This is a genomic window from Clostridium sp. D46t1_190503_E9 (assembly GCF_015555225.1).
Classification (GTDB): Bacteria; Bacillota; Clostridia; order Clostridiales; family Clostridiaceae; genus Clostridium.
Genome location: NZ_JADNKB010000003.1, coordinates 264,980 through 283,151 on the forward strand (window position 1 = coordinate 264,980; position 18,172 = coordinate 283,151).

The following is an 18,172-nucleotide window of genomic DNA, read 5'->3' on the forward strand; positions in this document are numbered from 1 at the left end:
CCCTTTTATGAAACTTAAAGTAAAACAAAAAGCGCACCGGAGAATAAATCTCTAGTGCGCGTAAATTCACATATTAATCTATTCTCTCATCTATCAGCAAAAAAGCTGCAGGATTTAGCACCAAACTTAATAAGAATAAAATTTTATCTAATACAAATTAGACTTATCATTTAATCCTATTACAGGTTGCTGGGTTTCACAGGGCCAGTCCCTCCACCACTCTTGATAAGAAACGTAATCTAATTATTTAATTTTTCTATTGATATTAATATACATTTATTGGATTGGATTGTCAACCCACTACTTTAAATTTTATGTATTTATTCCTATAAAAATTTAAACATAATAACATCCTTTTCTATGTTAATAATCTCCGCATCTGTATTTGACTCAATAAAATTAATTATATTCTCCATTGTAGAATCCACTTGTGAACTACTTGAGCATATTCCTGAAATAGCAATTACTATACTTTGATGAATATCTTGATCTTCTACTTCATTTACTGAAATATTGAATTTATTTTTTAATTTTTGAGTTATACTTTTAACCACCATCCTCTTTTCTTTTAAAGAATGTACCCAGCTTGCTCTTAATTTAACGCTCATTACTAGAACTCTCATTTTCAACCACCTACATTACAATTTTTAGATATTATATATCTTAACATTATTATGAATAAAGCTCATAGAGAATATTCTCTATGAGCTTTATTTATAATTTTTATAGGGGATTACTTTAATAATCTAGTTAAAATTATTTTATTCTGCCATATAATTTTGTTAAATAATAAATTTCTTTTGCTAGTTTATCATTTAAATCCTTTGACGAAGCTCTCCATACCCAGTTACCACCTAATGTAGAAGGCATATTCATTCTTGCATCATTTCCTAACCCCAAGAAGTCTTGCATAGTTGTTATTGCTAAGTAAGCTGGGCTTCCCCATGCTCCTCTTATTAATCCTCTTGCAATTCCTTCTTCATAAGTTAAGTTTAAATACTTCTTGGCTTTTTCTATCTCCTCTTTGCTTCCTGTAACATTGTACCATCCACAAACAGTATCATTATCGTGAGTACCTGTATAAGCTATACAGTTAACTGGATAATTATGAGGTAAGTCTCTGCTATCTCCATCACCAAATCCAAATTGTAATATTTTCATACCTGGAAAACCTGTTGTATCTCTAAGTTTTATGACATCATCAGTCATCATTCCTAAATCTTCTGCTATTATATTAACATCTCCAAGTTTATCTTTTATTGCATCAAATAACTTTATTCCAGGTCCCTTTGTCCACTGTCCAAATTCTGCTGTCTTATTACCATATGGTATTTCCCAATATGCTTCAAATCCTCTAAAATGGTCTATTCTTACTACGTCATATAATTTAAAACTTTCTCTAACCCTATCTATCCACCAGCTATACCCATCTTTATCTAAGTTGACCCAATTATATATTGGATTTCCCCAAAGTTGTCCAGTAGCTGAAAACGTATCTGGTGGACATCCTGCTACCGTTATTGGCATCATATTTTCATCAACATTAAAATACTCTGGATTACTCCATATATCTGCACTATCTTCTGCTACATAAATTGGAATATCGCCTATTATTTCAATTCCATTATCGTTAGCATACTTTTTCAAACTATACCATTGCTTAAAGAACATATATTGAACAAATATCCAATAATCAATTTCATCCTTTAACAATGATTTATAAGAATCTATAGCTTCTTTTTTTCTAAGTCTTATATCATCATCCCAATTTTGCCAACTAACTAAATTAAAATGATTCTTAACAGCCATATATAAAGCATAATCTTCTAACCAAAATTTATTTTCCTCTATAAATTTGTTTATTTCTTTATCATACTTATTTTTAGAGTTTTTATATGCTATTCTTAATACTTTATTTTTATTTATAAACAATTTAGCATAATCTACACTATTTTCATCTGAACCATAGTCTAAGGTTGAATAATCTTCCTTAGCTAATAACCCGTCATTCTCTAACAATTCAAAATCTATAAAATATGGATTACCAGCAAATGCTGAAAAACATTGATATGGTGAATCTCCATAACTAGTTTGTCCTAACGGCAATATCTGCCAATACATTTGTCCGCTTTTTTTCAAAAAATCAACGAAGGCAAACGCTTCCATTCCAAATGTGCCTATTCCATATTTACCTGGTAATGATGAAATATGCATCAATATACCACTACTTCTTTTCATAAATTTTACCTCATTTCTCATAAAACCTATTTCTATATTATAATTATTATTATATATTGAGAATTATTTATAATAAATTATTAATCTATTATATTAATACATAAGAGAGATTTACTTATATGCCTGAGGGCTATAAACAATTTATTTTAAATCTATATATTATATATAATCTATTCATGATAAAAGTTTTCATAATATCATGAATAGATTAATTTTCATTTACTTATCTTGAAATTTGTTGATTCTCTTTCAATCAGCTCTGTATTCAGTATAACGTGTTTATTATCAGTTTTATTAGCTATTAAATCTAGTAATAAATCTACGCTTATCTTCGCCATTTCTACTTTAGGTTGTATTACTGTTGTAATTGCAGGATTATAAAATTCACTAATGTCCATACCATCAAATCCAATTATTGCAACATCTTTTCCTACTTCTAACCCATTATCCTTTATAGCCTTTGCACACCCTACAGCCATTATATCTGATATAGCAAATATAGCTGTAACGTCTTTATTGTTCTTCAATAACTTATCTGTTTCTTCATATGCTCCTCTATAATCATAATGTCCTAGAATTTTATAATTTCTATTAAATTCAATGTTATTTTCACTTAATGCCTTTTTATAACCAGCTTCTCTTAGATATCCAATTCCAAAGTCATTTTCATCGCCTAGCATTATAGCTATATTTTTATGTCCATTATTTATTAAATACTGTGTAGCTGAATAAGCAGATTTTTCATTATCTATAGACACTGATGAGAAATTAGAAAACTCTTTTCCATATTTATGATTTATTGAAGTTAATACAACCGGTACATTTATATCATTAAAATCATCATTTTTTACATCTGTAAAGTTTCCTCCTAAACAAATTACCCCTTGTAGCCTCTTTTCCTTTATCATGGATATTAAGTTATTCATTTCATCATCACTTAAATAATCATGATGCTCTAAAATCATAGAATATCCAGCTTTAGAAATCCTTTTACTTATTGAGTCTAACATTTCTGAGAAGAATGGATTAAAAACCCCTTTTATTAATACTCCAATATTATTTGTATTATTTTTTTTTAGGTTCCTAGCACTATTATTAGGTACATAATTATTTTCTCTTATTACCTCTAATACTCTTTCTCTAGTTTGTTCTTTCACATCTGGATGATTATTTATAACTCTCGAAACTGTACTAACTCCTACCCCAGCAATTTTTGCAATATCTCTTATGTTTATCATAACTCCCTCCAAATTCCGACAAATTATTCGGTATCGTTTCCATTAATTTCTACATTTATTATACCATAAGATTTAATTTAAGGGTAAAATCATTATTCTTTTACTGAACCTGAAACTAATCCTGTTGCTATATATTTTTGTAAAAGCATAAATATAAATACTATTGGTAATGATGCCATTACTGCTGCAGCTGAATACATTGTCCAGTTTGCAGAGAATTGATCTTTAATAAATTTTTGTAATCCTGTTATTATAGTTTGCGCTTCTGCATTCTTTAATATTGCTGATGATATCATAAACTCACCATAAGCACCTATGAATGCAAATAAGAATATAACTATTAACATATTTCTAAGTAAAGGTAATATTATTGCTGAGAATACCTTCCAAGTTGATGCTCCATCTATATAAGCTGCTTCAACTAATTCATCAGGGATTCCATCTACTGCCCCTTTTAAAAGCCATATATTATATGCACTACCACCAGCTAATATTAATATTAATACCCATGGTTTATTAGTTAAATTATAAGTAAAAACTATTCCAATTATTGCTGGCAATGCCATAGCTGCTGGGAACATTTGAAGTATTAGTAAACTCATAAGTCCATTTTTTCTTCCCCAAAATCTTAGCTTTGAAAAAGCAAATGCAGCTGGTACTGATAAAAGCAATTGAACCAATGCTACAGCTGTACAGATAATTAATGAATTCTTAAGCCATAATAAGAAATTTGTCTTTTCAAATACTCTTCTATAATTTTCTAAAGTCCATTCCGCAGGGAAGAAAGTTGTTTGACTAAACGCTTGACCTTTTGCCATTGACGCAGAGATAACTGCCACTATAGGGATTAATGTTATTGCTATCATTAACCATAGGAAAATTCTCCCAAGCCAAGCCGTTCTAATTTCATCAGATCTTAATTTCTTTTTATATACTACTTTATCCTTTTTTATTGATAGACTCTTTAAATTTACCTCTGTTTGCATATTAATCAACCTCCTTAAACTGACCAGATGCTTTCATTTGAACAAATGAAATTGATGCAATTATTATAAATATAATTATACTAAGTGCTGATGCAATATCAAATCTTCCGAATTGAATTGAAAGCTTGTAGTTTACTGATGCTAGTATATCTGTATAACCTGCAAATTGTGTTGTCAATCTTGGAGGGCCACCTCCTGTTATTAAGAAAGCTGAACTGAAATTATTAAAATTAAATGCAAATGATGAGATTATAAGTGGATAAGCTGTCTTAGCTATTGATGGTAAAGTTATATTTGTGAACTGTTTCCACTTACTTGCTCCATCAACCATTGCTGCTTCATAATAAACTTCTGGTATTGCAGATAATGAACCTAAACAAACATTCATCATATACGGAAATCCAAGCCATATATTAACTATTATTATACTTAGCCTAGCTAAATTTGGATCTGTTAACCACTTTATAGGCTCTTGGATTATGTGTAATTGCATTAATAAGTTGTTTATTTGTCCATAACTTCCATTAAATAAACCTTGGAATGATAAAATTGCAACTGATACTGGTAATGCCCAAGGAAGTATTAATATTCCCTTATATATTCCTCTTTCTCTTATGTTAGGATTATTTAAAACTAATGCTATAACTAATCCTAAGAAGAAACATCCAAGAGTAGATATTATTGCAAAAATCAATGTCCATGCAAATACAGGTAAAAATGTTTCTTTAAAAGGTCCTGTCAGAACCTCTATAAAGTTAGAAAAACCTACAAAATTAATTTCACCTTTTGAAAACTGAGTATAATCAGTAAAAGCATAGTATACTGTTGATAGTACTGGAAGTAGTGTGAATATAAATATTGAAATAAGTGCTGGTGCTAAAAAATAATAAGCTTTACGACTTTTACTCTTCATGCCCATTTAAAATCCCCCTTTATCTTATATAGAGATAGGTTAATACACCTATCTCTATTTAGCTACATATATTATTTTATTTGTTTTATACCTTCTTTTACTTGATTTACTATATTTTCCCCAGCTGTTTTAGCATCTATTGATCCTGCTGTTAATAACTTTAAGTTGTTTGCTGCTGGTTCCCACATAGCTTGAACTTCTACTATGTTTGGCATTGGCATAGCAACTTTTGCTTGTTCCATAAATGCCTTAGTATATTCATCATCAATTACGTAATCTTTAGCTACAGGAATTCTGCTACCAGTTTTATATACTACATCTTGTCCTTTATTAACGAATTCTTCCATAAGTTTCCAAGCAGTATCTTTATTTTTGGAATTTTCATTAACAAATGAAGTTTGAACACCTAAGAATGTTTGTGGAGCTTTACCATTTAAAGTTGGCATTGGAACTACCCCAAAGTTTAATCCAGCTTCTTTAGCACCTGAAACATCCCATGGACCTGAGAAGTAGAACCCAGCTTTACCTGATGTAAAGTCACCCTTAGCTATATCTCCAGTGATATCTGCTGCCATTAATTTATCCTTATTAACTAAATCTGAAATAAATTGAAGTCCTGCTACTGCTCCTTCATTTCCAAGACCTATATCATTTGGATCTAATGTTCCATTATTATTTTTATAAACATATCCGCCGCCAGCTGATAAGAATGCATATGAGAAGAAGAAATCGTTAACGTTATATTCAAATCCAACTTCTTTTGCCATTGCAACTAAATCTTCCATAGTCTTTGGAACTTCTTTAACTTTATCTTTATTATAGAACATTGCTGTTGTTTCTTGAGCAAATGGAACTGCATAAATTTTACCACCTATAGTAACTGCATCAACTATACCTTGAGAAGTATATTTATCAGCTGAAACCATTCCTTCTGGAACCTCAGCAATTACACCTGCTTTTTGGAATGTTCCTAAATTATCATGTGGAACACCTAATACAAGGTCTGGACCATTATCACTTTGAAGAGCTTGAATCATGTCTTGGAACTTTCCTTGGTCTTCAACAACATTAATTTCAACGTTATTTTCTTCTCCCCAAGCCTTAGCTACCTTTTCAAATTCTTTAACTTCATTAGTAGTAAAGTGTGACCAAACTGTTAAAGTTTTCTTTTCACCATCAGTAGTAGCTCCTTTTTCATCTTTTCCGCCACAACCAACTAAAGAAGTTGCAGCAATTACACCAGCAATTAAAACTGCTAATAATTTTGAACGTTTTACCATAATAAATTCCTCCCAAAATCTAATTTTAGATTTTTATATTTATAAACCCTTTTAGGTTTATTAACTAATTTGATGTTAATGTTTACAGGCAACCTTACCGGTACCGTTACCATAAAATTTTATAAGTTACTCCTATGCCATGATTCCTTCCACAATAGAAATAAAATTTTAAATTCTACTGCCTCATTGAAATTCGATATATCATAATTGACTATTTTCTTTATTTTATCTATCCTATAAAATAAAGTATTTCTATGAATGTATAACTTATCTGCAGACTCACTTATTTTTAGACCTTCACTAAAGAATATTTCTATAGTCTTTATAAGATCGTCATCTAATTTAGAGAAAGTATCATTAAATTGCCTATATATTCTATTAATTTCTTTTTCTTCTACGTTTTTTATCATTTTTTCTAGAAGCAATGAATTTTCGGTATATATTTTTGATGGCAATTCATATTTTAAGCAAATTTCTAAGTTTGCTTTAAGATACTCAAACTTTTCTTTTAATTCATTATACTCATCAATATTACAATAACTTATATAACATTTCTCAGTTATATTCTTTTTTATTCCTAGAAGAATTTCTTTAATGCTATCATCACTGATATCATTTTTACTTATTACAAGAATATATTCATCTTGAATGACTATTATACTCTCATCTTCTAAATGTTTTTTCTCTATTAACTTTATAGCCTTAGACTGCTTGTCCTTTAAATAAATAAGTATTAATTTAAAAGGCTTGTCTTTTATCACTTCTTTTAGAATATCATTAGAAAATTCTTTTCCCTTTATTATATCTGCTATTATTTCTTCTTTCGATTTCACTGCATTGCTTAACTCCTGTTCTAAACAGTATTTTAGCAAACTAATACAGTTACTGTAATTTTCATATGTTTCTAACAGCAACTCTTCTGTTGGCATTTTCAAAATACTACTTACAATTTTCGAATTATTTCCTTGTAAGAAATTAGCTATTACAGATCCATCTTTTTCACTTATCTTGAAGGGAATTTGAATTTCTTCACTTATTTTTTGGAAAGAGTTTTTTAACCCATACATAAGCTTCCCCCATTATAAAACAAATTTATATTTTCTTATTTCTCCATGAAACAGGTAACGTTTCCAGAAAATAATAAATTGTTTTATCTTTATTCTTTATCTTAACTTGATTATACTCTTGCAATCGTTTTTATTCAATAGTATTTTATCACAATTAGATGCATATTTTTTGTAATTTTTCACAAAATCTATTACCCATCCTTTATATATCAATATAAAAGGCTAACTAAAAAAATTCCAAAATTAATATTTTTAGTTAGCCTTTTACTCTATTTCATTTTTTTCATAGCTTTTTTCATATCATTCATCATATTTTTCATACTTTCCTTAGCATTCTCACCCATGTCCCCAACTTTATCTGCTAACTCTGATATTTCTTCTGCTATTTCCTGAGTCATCTTTCCTGACTTTACTTGTTTATATAGTCTTTTCATTTTATTTTCTATTTCTTCCATAACCATAATTTATACCTCCTAAATGAATATATTATTATATTTTGCTTTAAAATTAAATTTATACTCATTAAGAGGATTTAATTATTGTAGCTCTATTGACTCTTCTTTTCTATCTTTTATAAATGTAACTATTGCAGGTATAATTGAAATTATTATAATTGCAATTACTATTATTGAAAAATTACTTTTTACTATTGGTAAGTTTCCTAATGCAAACCCTCCGATTAAAAATAATAGCACCCATAAAGCCCCACCAATTAGATTATACTTTATAAAACTTTTATAATTCATCTTAGTTACTCCAGCAACAAAAGGAGCAAATGTTCTTATTATTGGTATAAATCTAGATAGAACTATTGTTATAGCTCCATGTTTCTCATAATAATTATTTGCCTTTATTAAATAATTTTTATTTATGAATTTCACCTTTTCCTTTTCCATTATTCCACTTCCAATTTTTTTACCTATGTAATAATTAGCAGTATCACCTAATACAGCTGCTACGTAAAATATGATAAGTAAACTACCTACATTCATTGCACCTATTGCTGCAAGAGCTCCTGAAGCAAAAATTATTGAATCTCCAGGTAAAAATGGAGTTACCACTAATCCAGTTTCAAGAAATATTATTATAAACAATACTGCATATATCCATATTCCATAATTTGCAGTTATTACACTTAAATATTTATCTAAATGTAATATGATATCTACAAATTTTAATATTAAGTTCATATCGTTACCCTCTCTCTTAAATTTTTATTAACAATCTAATTATATAATTCATAACGAATGCATATATTACATAATTATTAATAAATAAAAAACTACCATGTTCATGATAGTTTTTTTATTTTTATATTATTTATAACTTCTATAGTAGCTAAGCTACATGAAATTCCTAGTACTATTCCTCCAATTATATCTGATGGGTAATGTACAAATAAATATAATCTTGAAAATGCAACAAGAGCCGCAAAAAAATAAAATAAGTATCTACACTTCTTTATGTAGTATCCAAGTACCACAGCTGCAGCAAATGAAGATGCAGTATGTCCTGATGGAAATGAATATGATAAAGGCGCCTTAATTATTATTTCTATATCTGGAAAAGTTATAAAGGCTCTTGGCCTTTGTATAATATTTTTTATAATTCCTTCACCAATAATACTTGTTACAGCTAAAGCAATTAACATTGTGAATCCAATTTTTCTGTATTTTTTACTTATTAATAAAATTATACCTATTACTATCCATACAAATCCTCTATCTCCTAGTTTAGTTATAAATATCATCATGGAATCCATTAGAGGACTTGAAAAATAATTTCTAATAAATCGTAATATACTTATATCTATTAAATTTATATACTCCCACATATTTCCCCCATTATTTTTGAACCTATAATTTACTTTCCATATATAGAACTTCCCTCTATATTTTTTCTTTCTGCATTCCTCATATTTTCTTCTCTTAGCTTACTTTGTTCATTTTTGATTAAAGCTATATCTTGTATACTATCATTAGAGTAGTATAACATATATTCATTACTATATGATTGCTCATCTTTTCTTATTCCTTCATTATAGATCTTTTTTATAGCTTCTACAACTCTAGTATCACCTTTAAATCCATTTACATCATATCCTTCAACAAAACTCCATACAGCAATTTGAGTTGCAAAATATGCTTCTTCTTCTGAATAAAGCTTTAATTCACTATAACTTTTGCTTGGATAGCCTGAAGCTAGTATTCCTGCTAGTTGCTTTGTTGCATATCCATTTTCCTTAAATGTTTCTCCCTTTGGATAAGACTTATCTATCTCCAAGCAATATCCTATTTGATTTGTTTCTACTTCCCTTATCATTTTTGCTTTAATATTAAAATTTTCATATTCAACTTCACCTACATAATAATTATCAGTTGTTATTTTAACTTCATTGTTAAGTTTAGTAGCCCAATAACTATAGCTCCAATTACATAATATTAAAGTTAACACAACAATAATTAATACATTTTTCCATTTACTTTTCATTTTATCCCTCCTACTAGCTGTCTCAATACTATTTTTATCAATTTACAGCTAAATATACTAATTAAGAGGGTTAATTTTTAACTCTTACTTTGCTAATAATCACCATATTATATGCATAATTACTTTTGTATTCACTAAAAATAATTAAGGTAGCATCAATTTATTTCTGATGCTACCTTAATATATATTTTACACGAATATTTAATTCTTTTTGAATTCCTTATTCATTTCTATAAGCTCTATTGCTATATCTTTTATAGTTTCTGCACTTATTAGTTGATCTTCAGCGTGCATTATTATTAAAGAAAACTCAAGCTTTTCACCATTTGCTTCCTTATGAATCAATCCAGAATGTGCATGATGCCCCTCTAATAAAAACCCTTTAGCCTCTTCTATTTTCTTTTCTGCTTCATCATAATTACCATTTCTAGCTTCTCTTATTGCTTCCATAGCTAAAGATTTAGCCATACCTACATTGCTTATAATTTCAAATGCAACTAATTCTAGTTCATTCATTTCTTATTCTCCTAACTGTTACATAGTTTCTGTATTTGAATTTAATTCTTCTTGTGCTTTCATAGCTGCCTTATTAGATGCTATAACGAAAGGTGCATAAATTAATACACTGACTGCTAGACACACAAATCCTACTACAAGTCCCATAAATACTCCACCAGTTCCTATAAACGGAATAAGTGGTCCTGGAGTAGTCCAAACAGCACCATAAGCTATAGGTGGAATAATCTTAAGCACTATTGCCCCATATCCAATAAGAACATTTACTATAGGTACTAATATGAATGGTATTATATATATTGGATTTAAAACTATTGGTAAACCAAATATTACTGATTCATTAATATTGAATAATCCAGGTCCTATAGATAATTTAGCAATATCTCTTTGATCCTTTGCTTTAGAGAATATGAATATTGCTATAAGTAATCCAAGTGTCATACCTGAACCACCATAGTTAGCAAAAGCATCAGTTAAAACCCAAGTTGTTGGGTATGGTGCACCCCATGCTGTTCCATTTGCTTGTGCGAAAGCTAGGTTAGCTGCATTTGGTTCAGCAAACATAGTTTCTCTTACTGCTGCTATAGTATTAGGTCCATGAATACCCATTATCCATAATAAATTTGATACTAAAACCATAATTACTACTGAGAAGATATTATCTCCAAGTTTAGTTAATGGGGCTTGTAATACATTATAAATCATAGTATGAATTCCGCCACCATTAGTAATTTTACCTAATATAAAGTTAAGAATTGAGAAACCAACTGTTACTATTATTATAGGTAATAATATTTTAAATGTTCTAGATACTGCTGGAGGTACTTGTTCTGGCATCTTAATTTCAAGTTTAGGACTCTTAGAAAGCCTTGATAAAAATTCACCTACTAATAATCCAACTATTATTGCAACGAATAGACCTTGAGGTCCCATGTATTGCATTGTAATACTTCCATCTACTGCTGATGGATACATTATAAAGAATACTGATACTGAAGTAAGTCCAGTTAATAAGTCATCTGCACCTAAAGATCTTGCAAGATTCCTTGCTATTAAAAATGCTATAAAGATTGCTAAAATGTTTAAAGATCCATTTAATACAGGTGCAAATATTGCTTGATAGTCTGCTAAATTAGGAATTAAATCTCCTAAGTGAATAAGTTTAGCTATAAACCCATCTGGATGAAGTAAAACATTATTTATTAATACCATTAATGAACCTGCCATTGTTAATGGGAAGGTTAAGATAAATGCATCCCTAATTGCAACAATATGTCTTTGTGCATTTAACTTTGTTGCAATTGGAACAAGTATTTTTTCCATGCTGTTTTCTAATTTCGTCATAACGCTCATTGTTTTTCCCCCTTATATTTTTTTATTTATTAAACCTCTTGTTAAATTCCAAGAGTTTTTAATACTTGATCTAATATTGCTTTTCCATTCATTGTTCCATATAATCTCATATCTATAACTTCTACAGGTATTCTACCCTTAACTAAAGCATCTACTTGTGGTTTTTGGAACCTTACTTGTGGTCCTAATAAAACTATATCAACATTATCAATTACCCTTGAACATTCTGAAACTGGTAAGGCATCAATATTAATTTCTATTCCTTTTTCCTTTGCTGCTGCCTTCATCTTATTTACTAAAAGACTTGTAGACATTCCCGCTGCACATACTAATAAAATATTTTTCATAATAATTCCTCCTAAAATTTATTTTTAATATAATTAAAGTTCTTCTCCATTAGTTGCTATTACATTTTTATACCAATAGAAACTCTTCTTTTTAATACGTCTTAAATCCTTTTCATCTTTTTCATCTCTATCTACATAAACAAAGCCATATCTCTTTTGATAGCCATTAAGCCAGCTTAATAAATCTGTAAATGACCATGTACAATATCCTAGTAACTCTACTCCATCTGTTATAGATTCTTTGCAAGCTAAAATATGATTTCTTATAAATTCTATTCTATAGTCATCATTTATAATATCGTTATCTTCAAGCTTATCAAATTCACCTAACCCATTTTCAGTTACTAATATTGGTAGCCTATACCTGCTATTTATTCTTCTTATCCCTATTCTAAGACCAGTTGGATCGATTTCCCAATCCCAATTTGTTCTTTCTAAATTAGGATTTTTTATAGTTTTAAAATTTCCTGGAATTCCATAATCCTTAGATGTTCCTTTTTTTCCTGATGTATTTATTTCTTCAAAATTACTTATTCCATCTATGGAATTTGCCTCTACTGTTTCACTTCTATAATAGTTTATTCCTATAAAATCAGGCTTTCCTCTTTCTAAAAGCTCTAAATCTCCATCTTCAATCTCTGGAGCTATTCCTTCTTTTTCATACCTACTTAAAGCAAAAGCTGGATAGTTACCAAAGCAATATACATCTAGCCACCAGTGACAGTTCATATCCTCAGCATTTTCTCTTGCTAAAACATCTTCTGGCTTACATGTATAAGCATAATTAGGAGTAAATGCAAAGCTTGGACCAATCATTCCATTAGATACATATTGCCTAAAAGATTCTATTGCCTTTGCATTTGCTAAACTTGCAATATGATTTGCTTTAAGCATCCTTTTATCATCTTGTATCTTTGGTGGATGTATTCCTATCTTATATCCTAAAAGTATAAATACATTTTGCTCATTTAAAGTTATCCAGTACTTAACTCTATCTCCATATCTCTTATAAAGTGTTATGCAATAATTATTGAAATCATCTATTATCTCTCTAGATTCCCATCCTCCATATAAATCCTGGAGATGTTGTGGTAAATCCCAGTGATATATTGTAATAATTGGTTTTATATCGTTAGCAATAAGCTCATTTATAAGGTTATCATAAAACTCTAAGCCTTTTTCATTTACCTTACCTCTTCCTTCTGGATAAATCCTGCTCCATGATATTGAAAACCTATAGGCTTTTAATCCCATCTCTTTCATTAAAGCTATGTCCTCTTTAAACCTTTTATAATGATCTACGGCGACCTTTCCATTAGTTCCTTTATAGGTTGTCCCGGGCAATTCAGTGAAGGTATCCCAAATACTTAATCCTTTTCCATCAATATTATAAGCCCCTTCAACTTGATATGCTGCTGAAGCACTTCCCCATAAAAAACCCTCTTTAAATTTATCTAGCTTTTTATGAATCAAGATTCCCTCCTCCCTTCTTGCTTGTTGATTATATTATATCTTAAAAAATACTCTTTGTAATCATTTGCATACCTTAAAAAAACACACTTCCAGCTTATATAATTTGTTCCATAAATATAACAAATTGTTTTAACTAAAATAAGTATTTAATATACTATTTTAATGTTTGTATCTATGAAATAGAACTATTAAATAACACCATATTTCTTACAATTTACTATCAAAGTTCTATAAAACATAAATATATAAAATTTATTTTTAAAATTATAAAGGATAGATGCTTTACATCTATCCTTTATAATTTCTATACAGCTTCCTGCCGATAGTTTCAATAATGTATAATGCTGGAATTTGTGTCGTTATATCATGTTCTCCATTCTTTTCTTCTTGAACATAATATCCAATATTTATATCGCATATTTTGGCTAAAGTCGAATCTTCATTATTAGTAATGCTTATCGATTTACATCCTTTTCGCTTTAAGTTATTCATATGCTCTATTACTGTTGGTGTTTCACCAGATACAGAAAATGCAATAGCAACATAATTTTCTGTACATTTAATATTAATTGGATAAAACGGATCATCTATATATATAGCATTTCGTCCTATTGCAGAAATATATCTTGCAGCATACTTTGATAGTATACCTGAAAAACCTATTCCAACAAAAATTATATTACTTGCTTTATCTAATACATCACAAACTCTATCTATCTTATCTCTATAATCCTTAGTTTGTGCTTTTTTTAAGAAATCTATTATCATTGATGTATTATCAGTTAAATGCTTTTCTTTTCCTTCTTCTATATACATCTTAAATTTTAATTTAAATTCTGAAAAGCCTTCACAATCTAGCTTTTTACAAAACCTTAAAATTGTAGTTGTAGATACATGAGCTTCGTTTGCTAATTCTCTTATTCTCATGTAAATTACTTTTTCACTATTTTTCATTATATAATTATAAAGTGATAATTCTAACTCATTTAAATTTTGTATTTTATTATAGCTAAACATTGCTCATCTCCTTTTCCTAGAAATAATCTTTTAATTATTTCTACATATATTAATATACATTAAATATTTATATTTTTTATTTTCAAAAGGCTGAAATCTATCTATTTAAGACTTCAGCCATGTAAATATAAGTATATTTTATTATACTTAAATATCTTCTCCTCTAGTTTCTATTATATTTTTATACCAATGGAAAGATGCCTTTTTCTTTCTCTCTAGGTTATTTTTATGGTCTACATATATAAATCCATATTGTTTTTTATAACCATTCAACCAGCTTAATAAATCGATAACTGACCATGCATAATATCCTTTTAAATTTATTCCTTCTTTAATTGCATTTTTTACAGCTTTTAAATGTGCTTCAATAAATTTAATTCTAGGTATATCTACTATTTCATCCTCTATAATAGGATCTTCATCTCCTAATCCATTTTCAGTTATATATATTTTTACATCTCCATATCTTTCTTTAAGCATTCTTAGTCCATCTAAAAATGCTTCAGGAGATATCTCCCATCCCCACTTAGTATATTTTTTATCCTCCATTTTAACTGTTCTATAAAAACCATCAAATGAAGGGTTTCCTGGTGCTCCTGTTGAATTTTCTCTATTTCTTTCAACTTCTTCATCTATATTATTTTTCATTACCCTTTGAGGCTGATAATAATTTAGTCCTATAAAATCATTTTTATCTGAAGCATTTTTAATTATCTCTAATTCTTCCTCATTCCAATCAATTTTAACGCCGTGCTTACTAATTATATCTACAACATATTTAGGATATTCACCTTTTAATATAGGATCATAGAACCAATGTGTATCGATTTCATTTGCATGCTTAGCTGCCAATATATTTTCTTCCTTATCATCTATACTAAATGCTGGAGAAAATACATGAGTAATTCCTATCTCACCATATTGTTTTAACTTTTTATATAAATCAACTGATTTCGCATGAGCTAAAAATACATTGTGGGTAGCTTGGAAATATTTATTTAAATCTCCAACTATAGCTGGTGGATGTGCTCCTGCCAAGTATCCTAATCCACAAAATACAACTGTTTCATTAAATGTAATCCAGTGCTTAACTCTATCTCCAAAAGCTTTATAACAAATTTCAGCATAATTTAAAAATGCATCTATAGTTTCTTTATTTGTCCATCCACCCTTTTCTTCTAGAACTTGTGGTAAATCCCAATGATATAAAGTTACAAATGGAACTATTCCATATTTTAGACATTCATTTATTATATTGTTATAAAATTCTATGCCTTTTGGATTTACTTCTCCAACACCATTTGGTAATATTCTAGGCCATGAAATTGAAAATCTATATGATTCTAATCCCATTTCTGCCATTAGCTTTATATCTTCTTTATATCTATGATAGTGATCTATTGCAATATCACCATTAGTACCTTCAAAAGTTTTTCCTGGAATCTTAGAAAATACGTCCCAATTTGAAAGCCCCTTTCCATCTTCATTCCATGCTCCTTCTACTTGATATGATGCAGATGCTGCTCCAAATAAGAAATCCTTTGCAAACTTCATTTATTTCTTCCTCCCATTTATAAAAATAAGCTTAATTTTATTTCAATATGTTATTTTACGTGAAGTGTATAATAAAGACTCATTCCATACTTTGATTTTGTTTTAAATTCTGATTTTAAATAAGATTCTAATTCATTAGCTGTTAAACCTGTTTCTGCTGAATAAACTATTTTTATTCTATTACTATCATCAAGCACTGTAAGCTTAACCTTATCATCTTCAAAATTATCAAAGAATTCTCTTATAAATTTCATTTGAACTCCGTTTATTTCTACTTTATACATATCCTTGTCCCCCTACATTATTCTTTTTATAAACTAATTTTACAATATTTTTTTTAATAAAACTTATTTTTATAAATTAATAAAACAAATATCATTTTTTATAATTTGTTTTATTTTTGTAACATATTGTTATATTCATTGTAGCAACATTTTCCATAAAAATATACTCTTAATTTTATGAAACTTAATCAAATTTATAAATATATACTTTATACATTAAATATAAAATAATATATATTTATAAATATTACCTAAACCACCCCAAGTATACTTAAAATATTTTAATGTAATTAGTTAATAAAAAAGAGAGTTATAGAATTTTATAACTCTCCATTTTCTATATTTTAATTATCAAATAAATTTCCACCTAATCTCCACAAGCTAACATCATAGCCCTCTTCTTTAATAATTTCAGATAAATATTCTAATGTAACTTGATCTGCATACCATACTTCATGTTTAATATTTTCTTTATCCCTATAATTAAAATATAAATATTTGCTTTTATCATCTCGCTTAGCTTCTATGTTATTTTCAATTAATATTTGTTTAGCTTCAATTTCTGATACTGATTTAGTGTCGCCATTATCTTTCCAATCAAACCCGCCAGTTGGAATTGCAAAACTTTTTTCACCAGGAACTACTTTCATCTTATCTATTAACTCTTTAATAAACTTTTGGTTTGTTTTTTCTCCAGCTGCACTAAAGCCTCCATGCAAATTATAACACATCATTACATATGTAGGTCCCTCAGTAAAGTTAAGCTTATCTATAGGCGCATTCGGCTCTAAAACTACTCTTAATTTCAAATTATTATTTAAAGCTTTATTATATAATTGATTTATAAATAATATATAATTTTCCCATAATCCCAAATCATCTTTAATTTGCTCATAATCAATTTCAATACCATCAAATTCATATTCTTTAGCTAAATCAATTATATCACTAATATGCTTTTCTCTAGATAATTTATCACTAAGCAAAATATTTAATATCTCTTTGTCCTTTAGTGAAGATGTACCATCATCATTAACTACGTCATTTACAATAGTTATATATTTTTCATAGTTATATGACTTTGTCTTATCATAATATACTTTTAATTTTTCAGGAATAATTAAATCGTTGTTTTGATTAAAATTAACAGCAAAGTATGAAATACTACTCAACTTATCATTTAGCATATTTATTTCGCTATCTACATTTAAGTCCCAATAAACTATCCATGAAGATAAATTATCTATACTTTGAAAAATATCATTATTTTTCTCCTGAGAAATTATATTTGGACTCTTAATAGTACTATCTTTATTTAATGTCTTTTTTAAGAAGATAGCTCCAACTAATAAGATAACAATTCCTATTAAAATAAATTTTCCTTTATGTTTGTTAATATTCATTTTTACCTCTTGT

19 protein-coding genes and 1 riboswitch are annotated in these 18,172 nt (G+C 28.4%); all 19 genes read right to left on the reverse strand.

From position 1 onward, the window contains the following. Positions 1–83: 83 nt before the first annotated feature. A riboswitch (SAM riboswitch) is annotated at positions 84–232 on the reverse strand. A 94-nt stretch (positions 233–326) separates the two neighbouring features. Next, positions 327–623, reverse strand: coding sequence for a DUF503 domain-containing protein (locus I2E83_RS05015; protein ID WP_195262650.1), 297 nt, complete (start codon positions 621–623; stop codon positions 327–329). Between the two features lie 133 nt (positions 624–756). Then, on the reverse strand, positions 757–2,238 hold the full coding sequence (gene malQ, locus I2E83_RS05020) for a 4-alpha-glucanotransferase (protein ID WP_195428837.1): 1,482 nt from the start codon (positions 2,236–2,238) through the stop codon (positions 757–759). A 215-nt stretch (positions 2,239–2,453) separates the two neighbouring features. Beyond that, the gene (locus I2E83_RS05025) at positions 2,454–3,473 is read right to left on the reverse strand and encodes a LacI family DNA-binding transcriptional regulator (RefSeq protein WP_195428909.1); all 1,020 of its coding nucleotides are present in this window, start codon (positions 3,471–3,473) and stop codon (positions 2,454–2,456) included. 95 nt (positions 3,474–3,568) lie between these two features. Next, the gene (locus I2E83_RS05030) at positions 3,569–4,462 is read right to left on the reverse strand and encodes an ABC transporter permease subunit (RefSeq protein WP_195428839.1); all 894 of its coding nucleotides are present in this window, start codon (positions 4,460–4,462) and stop codon (positions 3,569–3,571) included. A 1-nt stretch (position 4,463) separates the two neighbouring features. Beyond that, positions 4,464–5,381 (reverse strand): ABC transporter permease subunit, encoded by a 918-nt coding sequence (locus I2E83_RS05035; RefSeq protein WP_195428841.1) that lies wholly within the window; start codon positions 5,379–5,381, stop codon positions 4,464–4,466. A gap of 65 nt (positions 5,382–5,446) precedes the next feature. Beyond that, complete coding sequence (locus I2E83_RS05040; protein ID WP_195428843.1) at positions 5,447–6,655, reverse strand: maltose ABC transporter substrate-binding protein; 1,209 nt, start codon at positions 6,653–6,655, stop codon at positions 5,447–5,449. A gap of 119 nt (positions 6,656–6,774) precedes the next feature. Then, positions 6,775–7,722: a helix-turn-helix domain-containing protein gene (locus I2E83_RS05045; RefSeq protein WP_195428844.1), complete on the reverse strand. Its 948-nt coding sequence runs from the start codon at positions 7,720–7,722 to the stop codon at positions 6,775–6,777. A 269-nt stretch (positions 7,723–7,991) separates the two neighbouring features. Then, positions 7,992–8,183, reverse strand: a complete 192-nt coding sequence (locus I2E83_RS05050; RefSeq protein WP_195262656.1) for a peptidylprolyl isomerase — start codon at positions 8,181–8,183, stop codon at positions 7,992–7,994. Positions 8,184–8,258: 75 nt separating this feature from the next. Then, entirely contained in the window at positions 8,259–8,912 is a 654-nt protein-coding gene (locus I2E83_RS05055) for a DedA family protein (protein ID WP_195428846.1), read from the reverse strand. 101 nt (positions 8,913–9,013) lie between these two features. Continuing rightward, positions 9,014–9,556 carry a phosphatase PAP2 family protein gene (locus tag I2E83_RS05060; protein WP_195428848.1) on the reverse strand — a complete coding sequence of 181 codons (543 nt, stop codon included), beginning with the start codon at positions 9,554–9,556 and terminating at the stop codon, positions 9,014–9,016. Between the two features lie 29 nt (positions 9,557–9,585). Continuing rightward, positions 9,586–10,212, reverse strand: coding sequence for a thioester domain-containing protein (locus tag I2E83_RS05065; RefSeq protein WP_195428850.1), 627 nt, complete (start codon positions 10,210–10,212; stop codon positions 9,586–9,588). Between the two features lie 201 nt (positions 10,213–10,413). After that, positions 10,414–10,728 (reverse strand): PTS lactose/cellobiose transporter subunit IIA, encoded by a 315-nt coding sequence (locus I2E83_RS05070; RefSeq protein ID WP_195262659.1) that lies wholly within the window; start codon positions 10,726–10,728, stop codon positions 10,414–10,416. A gap of 18 nt (positions 10,729–10,746) precedes the next feature. Next, complete coding sequence (locus tag I2E83_RS05075; RefSeq protein WP_195262660.1) at positions 10,747–12,081, reverse strand: PTS sugar transporter subunit IIC; 1,335 nt, start codon at positions 12,079–12,081, stop codon at positions 10,747–10,749. Positions 12,082–12,122: 41 nt separating this feature from the next. Next, on the reverse strand, positions 12,123–12,428 hold the full coding sequence (locus I2E83_RS05080) for a PTS sugar transporter subunit IIB (protein WP_195262661.1): 306 nt from the start codon (positions 12,426–12,428) through the stop codon (positions 12,123–12,125). A gap of 33 nt (positions 12,429–12,461) precedes the next feature. Beyond that, complete coding sequence (locus tag I2E83_RS05085) at positions 12,462–13,901, reverse strand: glycoside hydrolase family 1 protein (RefSeq protein WP_195262662.1); 1,440 nt, start codon at positions 13,899–13,901, stop codon at positions 12,462–12,464. A gap of 288 nt (positions 13,902–14,189) precedes the next feature. Beyond that, a complete protein-coding gene (locus tag I2E83_RS05090; protein ID WP_195262663.1) occupies positions 14,190–14,918 on the reverse strand; it encodes a MurR/RpiR family transcriptional regulator in 729 nt (242 codons plus the stop codon). A gap of 147 nt (positions 14,919–15,065) precedes the next feature. Then, positions 15,066–16,472 carry a GH1 family beta-glucosidase gene (locus I2E83_RS05095; RefSeq protein ID WP_195262664.1) on the reverse strand — a complete coding sequence of 469 codons (1,407 nt, stop codon included), beginning with the start codon at positions 16,470–16,472 and terminating at the stop codon, positions 15,066–15,068. Positions 16,473–16,522: 50 nt separating this feature from the next. Beyond that, entirely contained in the window at positions 16,523–16,756 is a 234-nt protein-coding gene (locus I2E83_RS05100; protein ID WP_195262665.1) for a hypothetical protein, read from the reverse strand. 344 nt (positions 16,757–17,100) lie between these two features. After that, positions 17,101–18,159, reverse strand: a complete 1,059-nt coding sequence (locus I2E83_RS05105) for a glycosyl hydrolase family 18 protein (protein ID WP_195262666.1) — start codon at positions 18,157–18,159, stop codon at positions 17,101–17,103. Between the last annotated feature and the right edge of the window lie 13 nt (positions 18,160–18,172).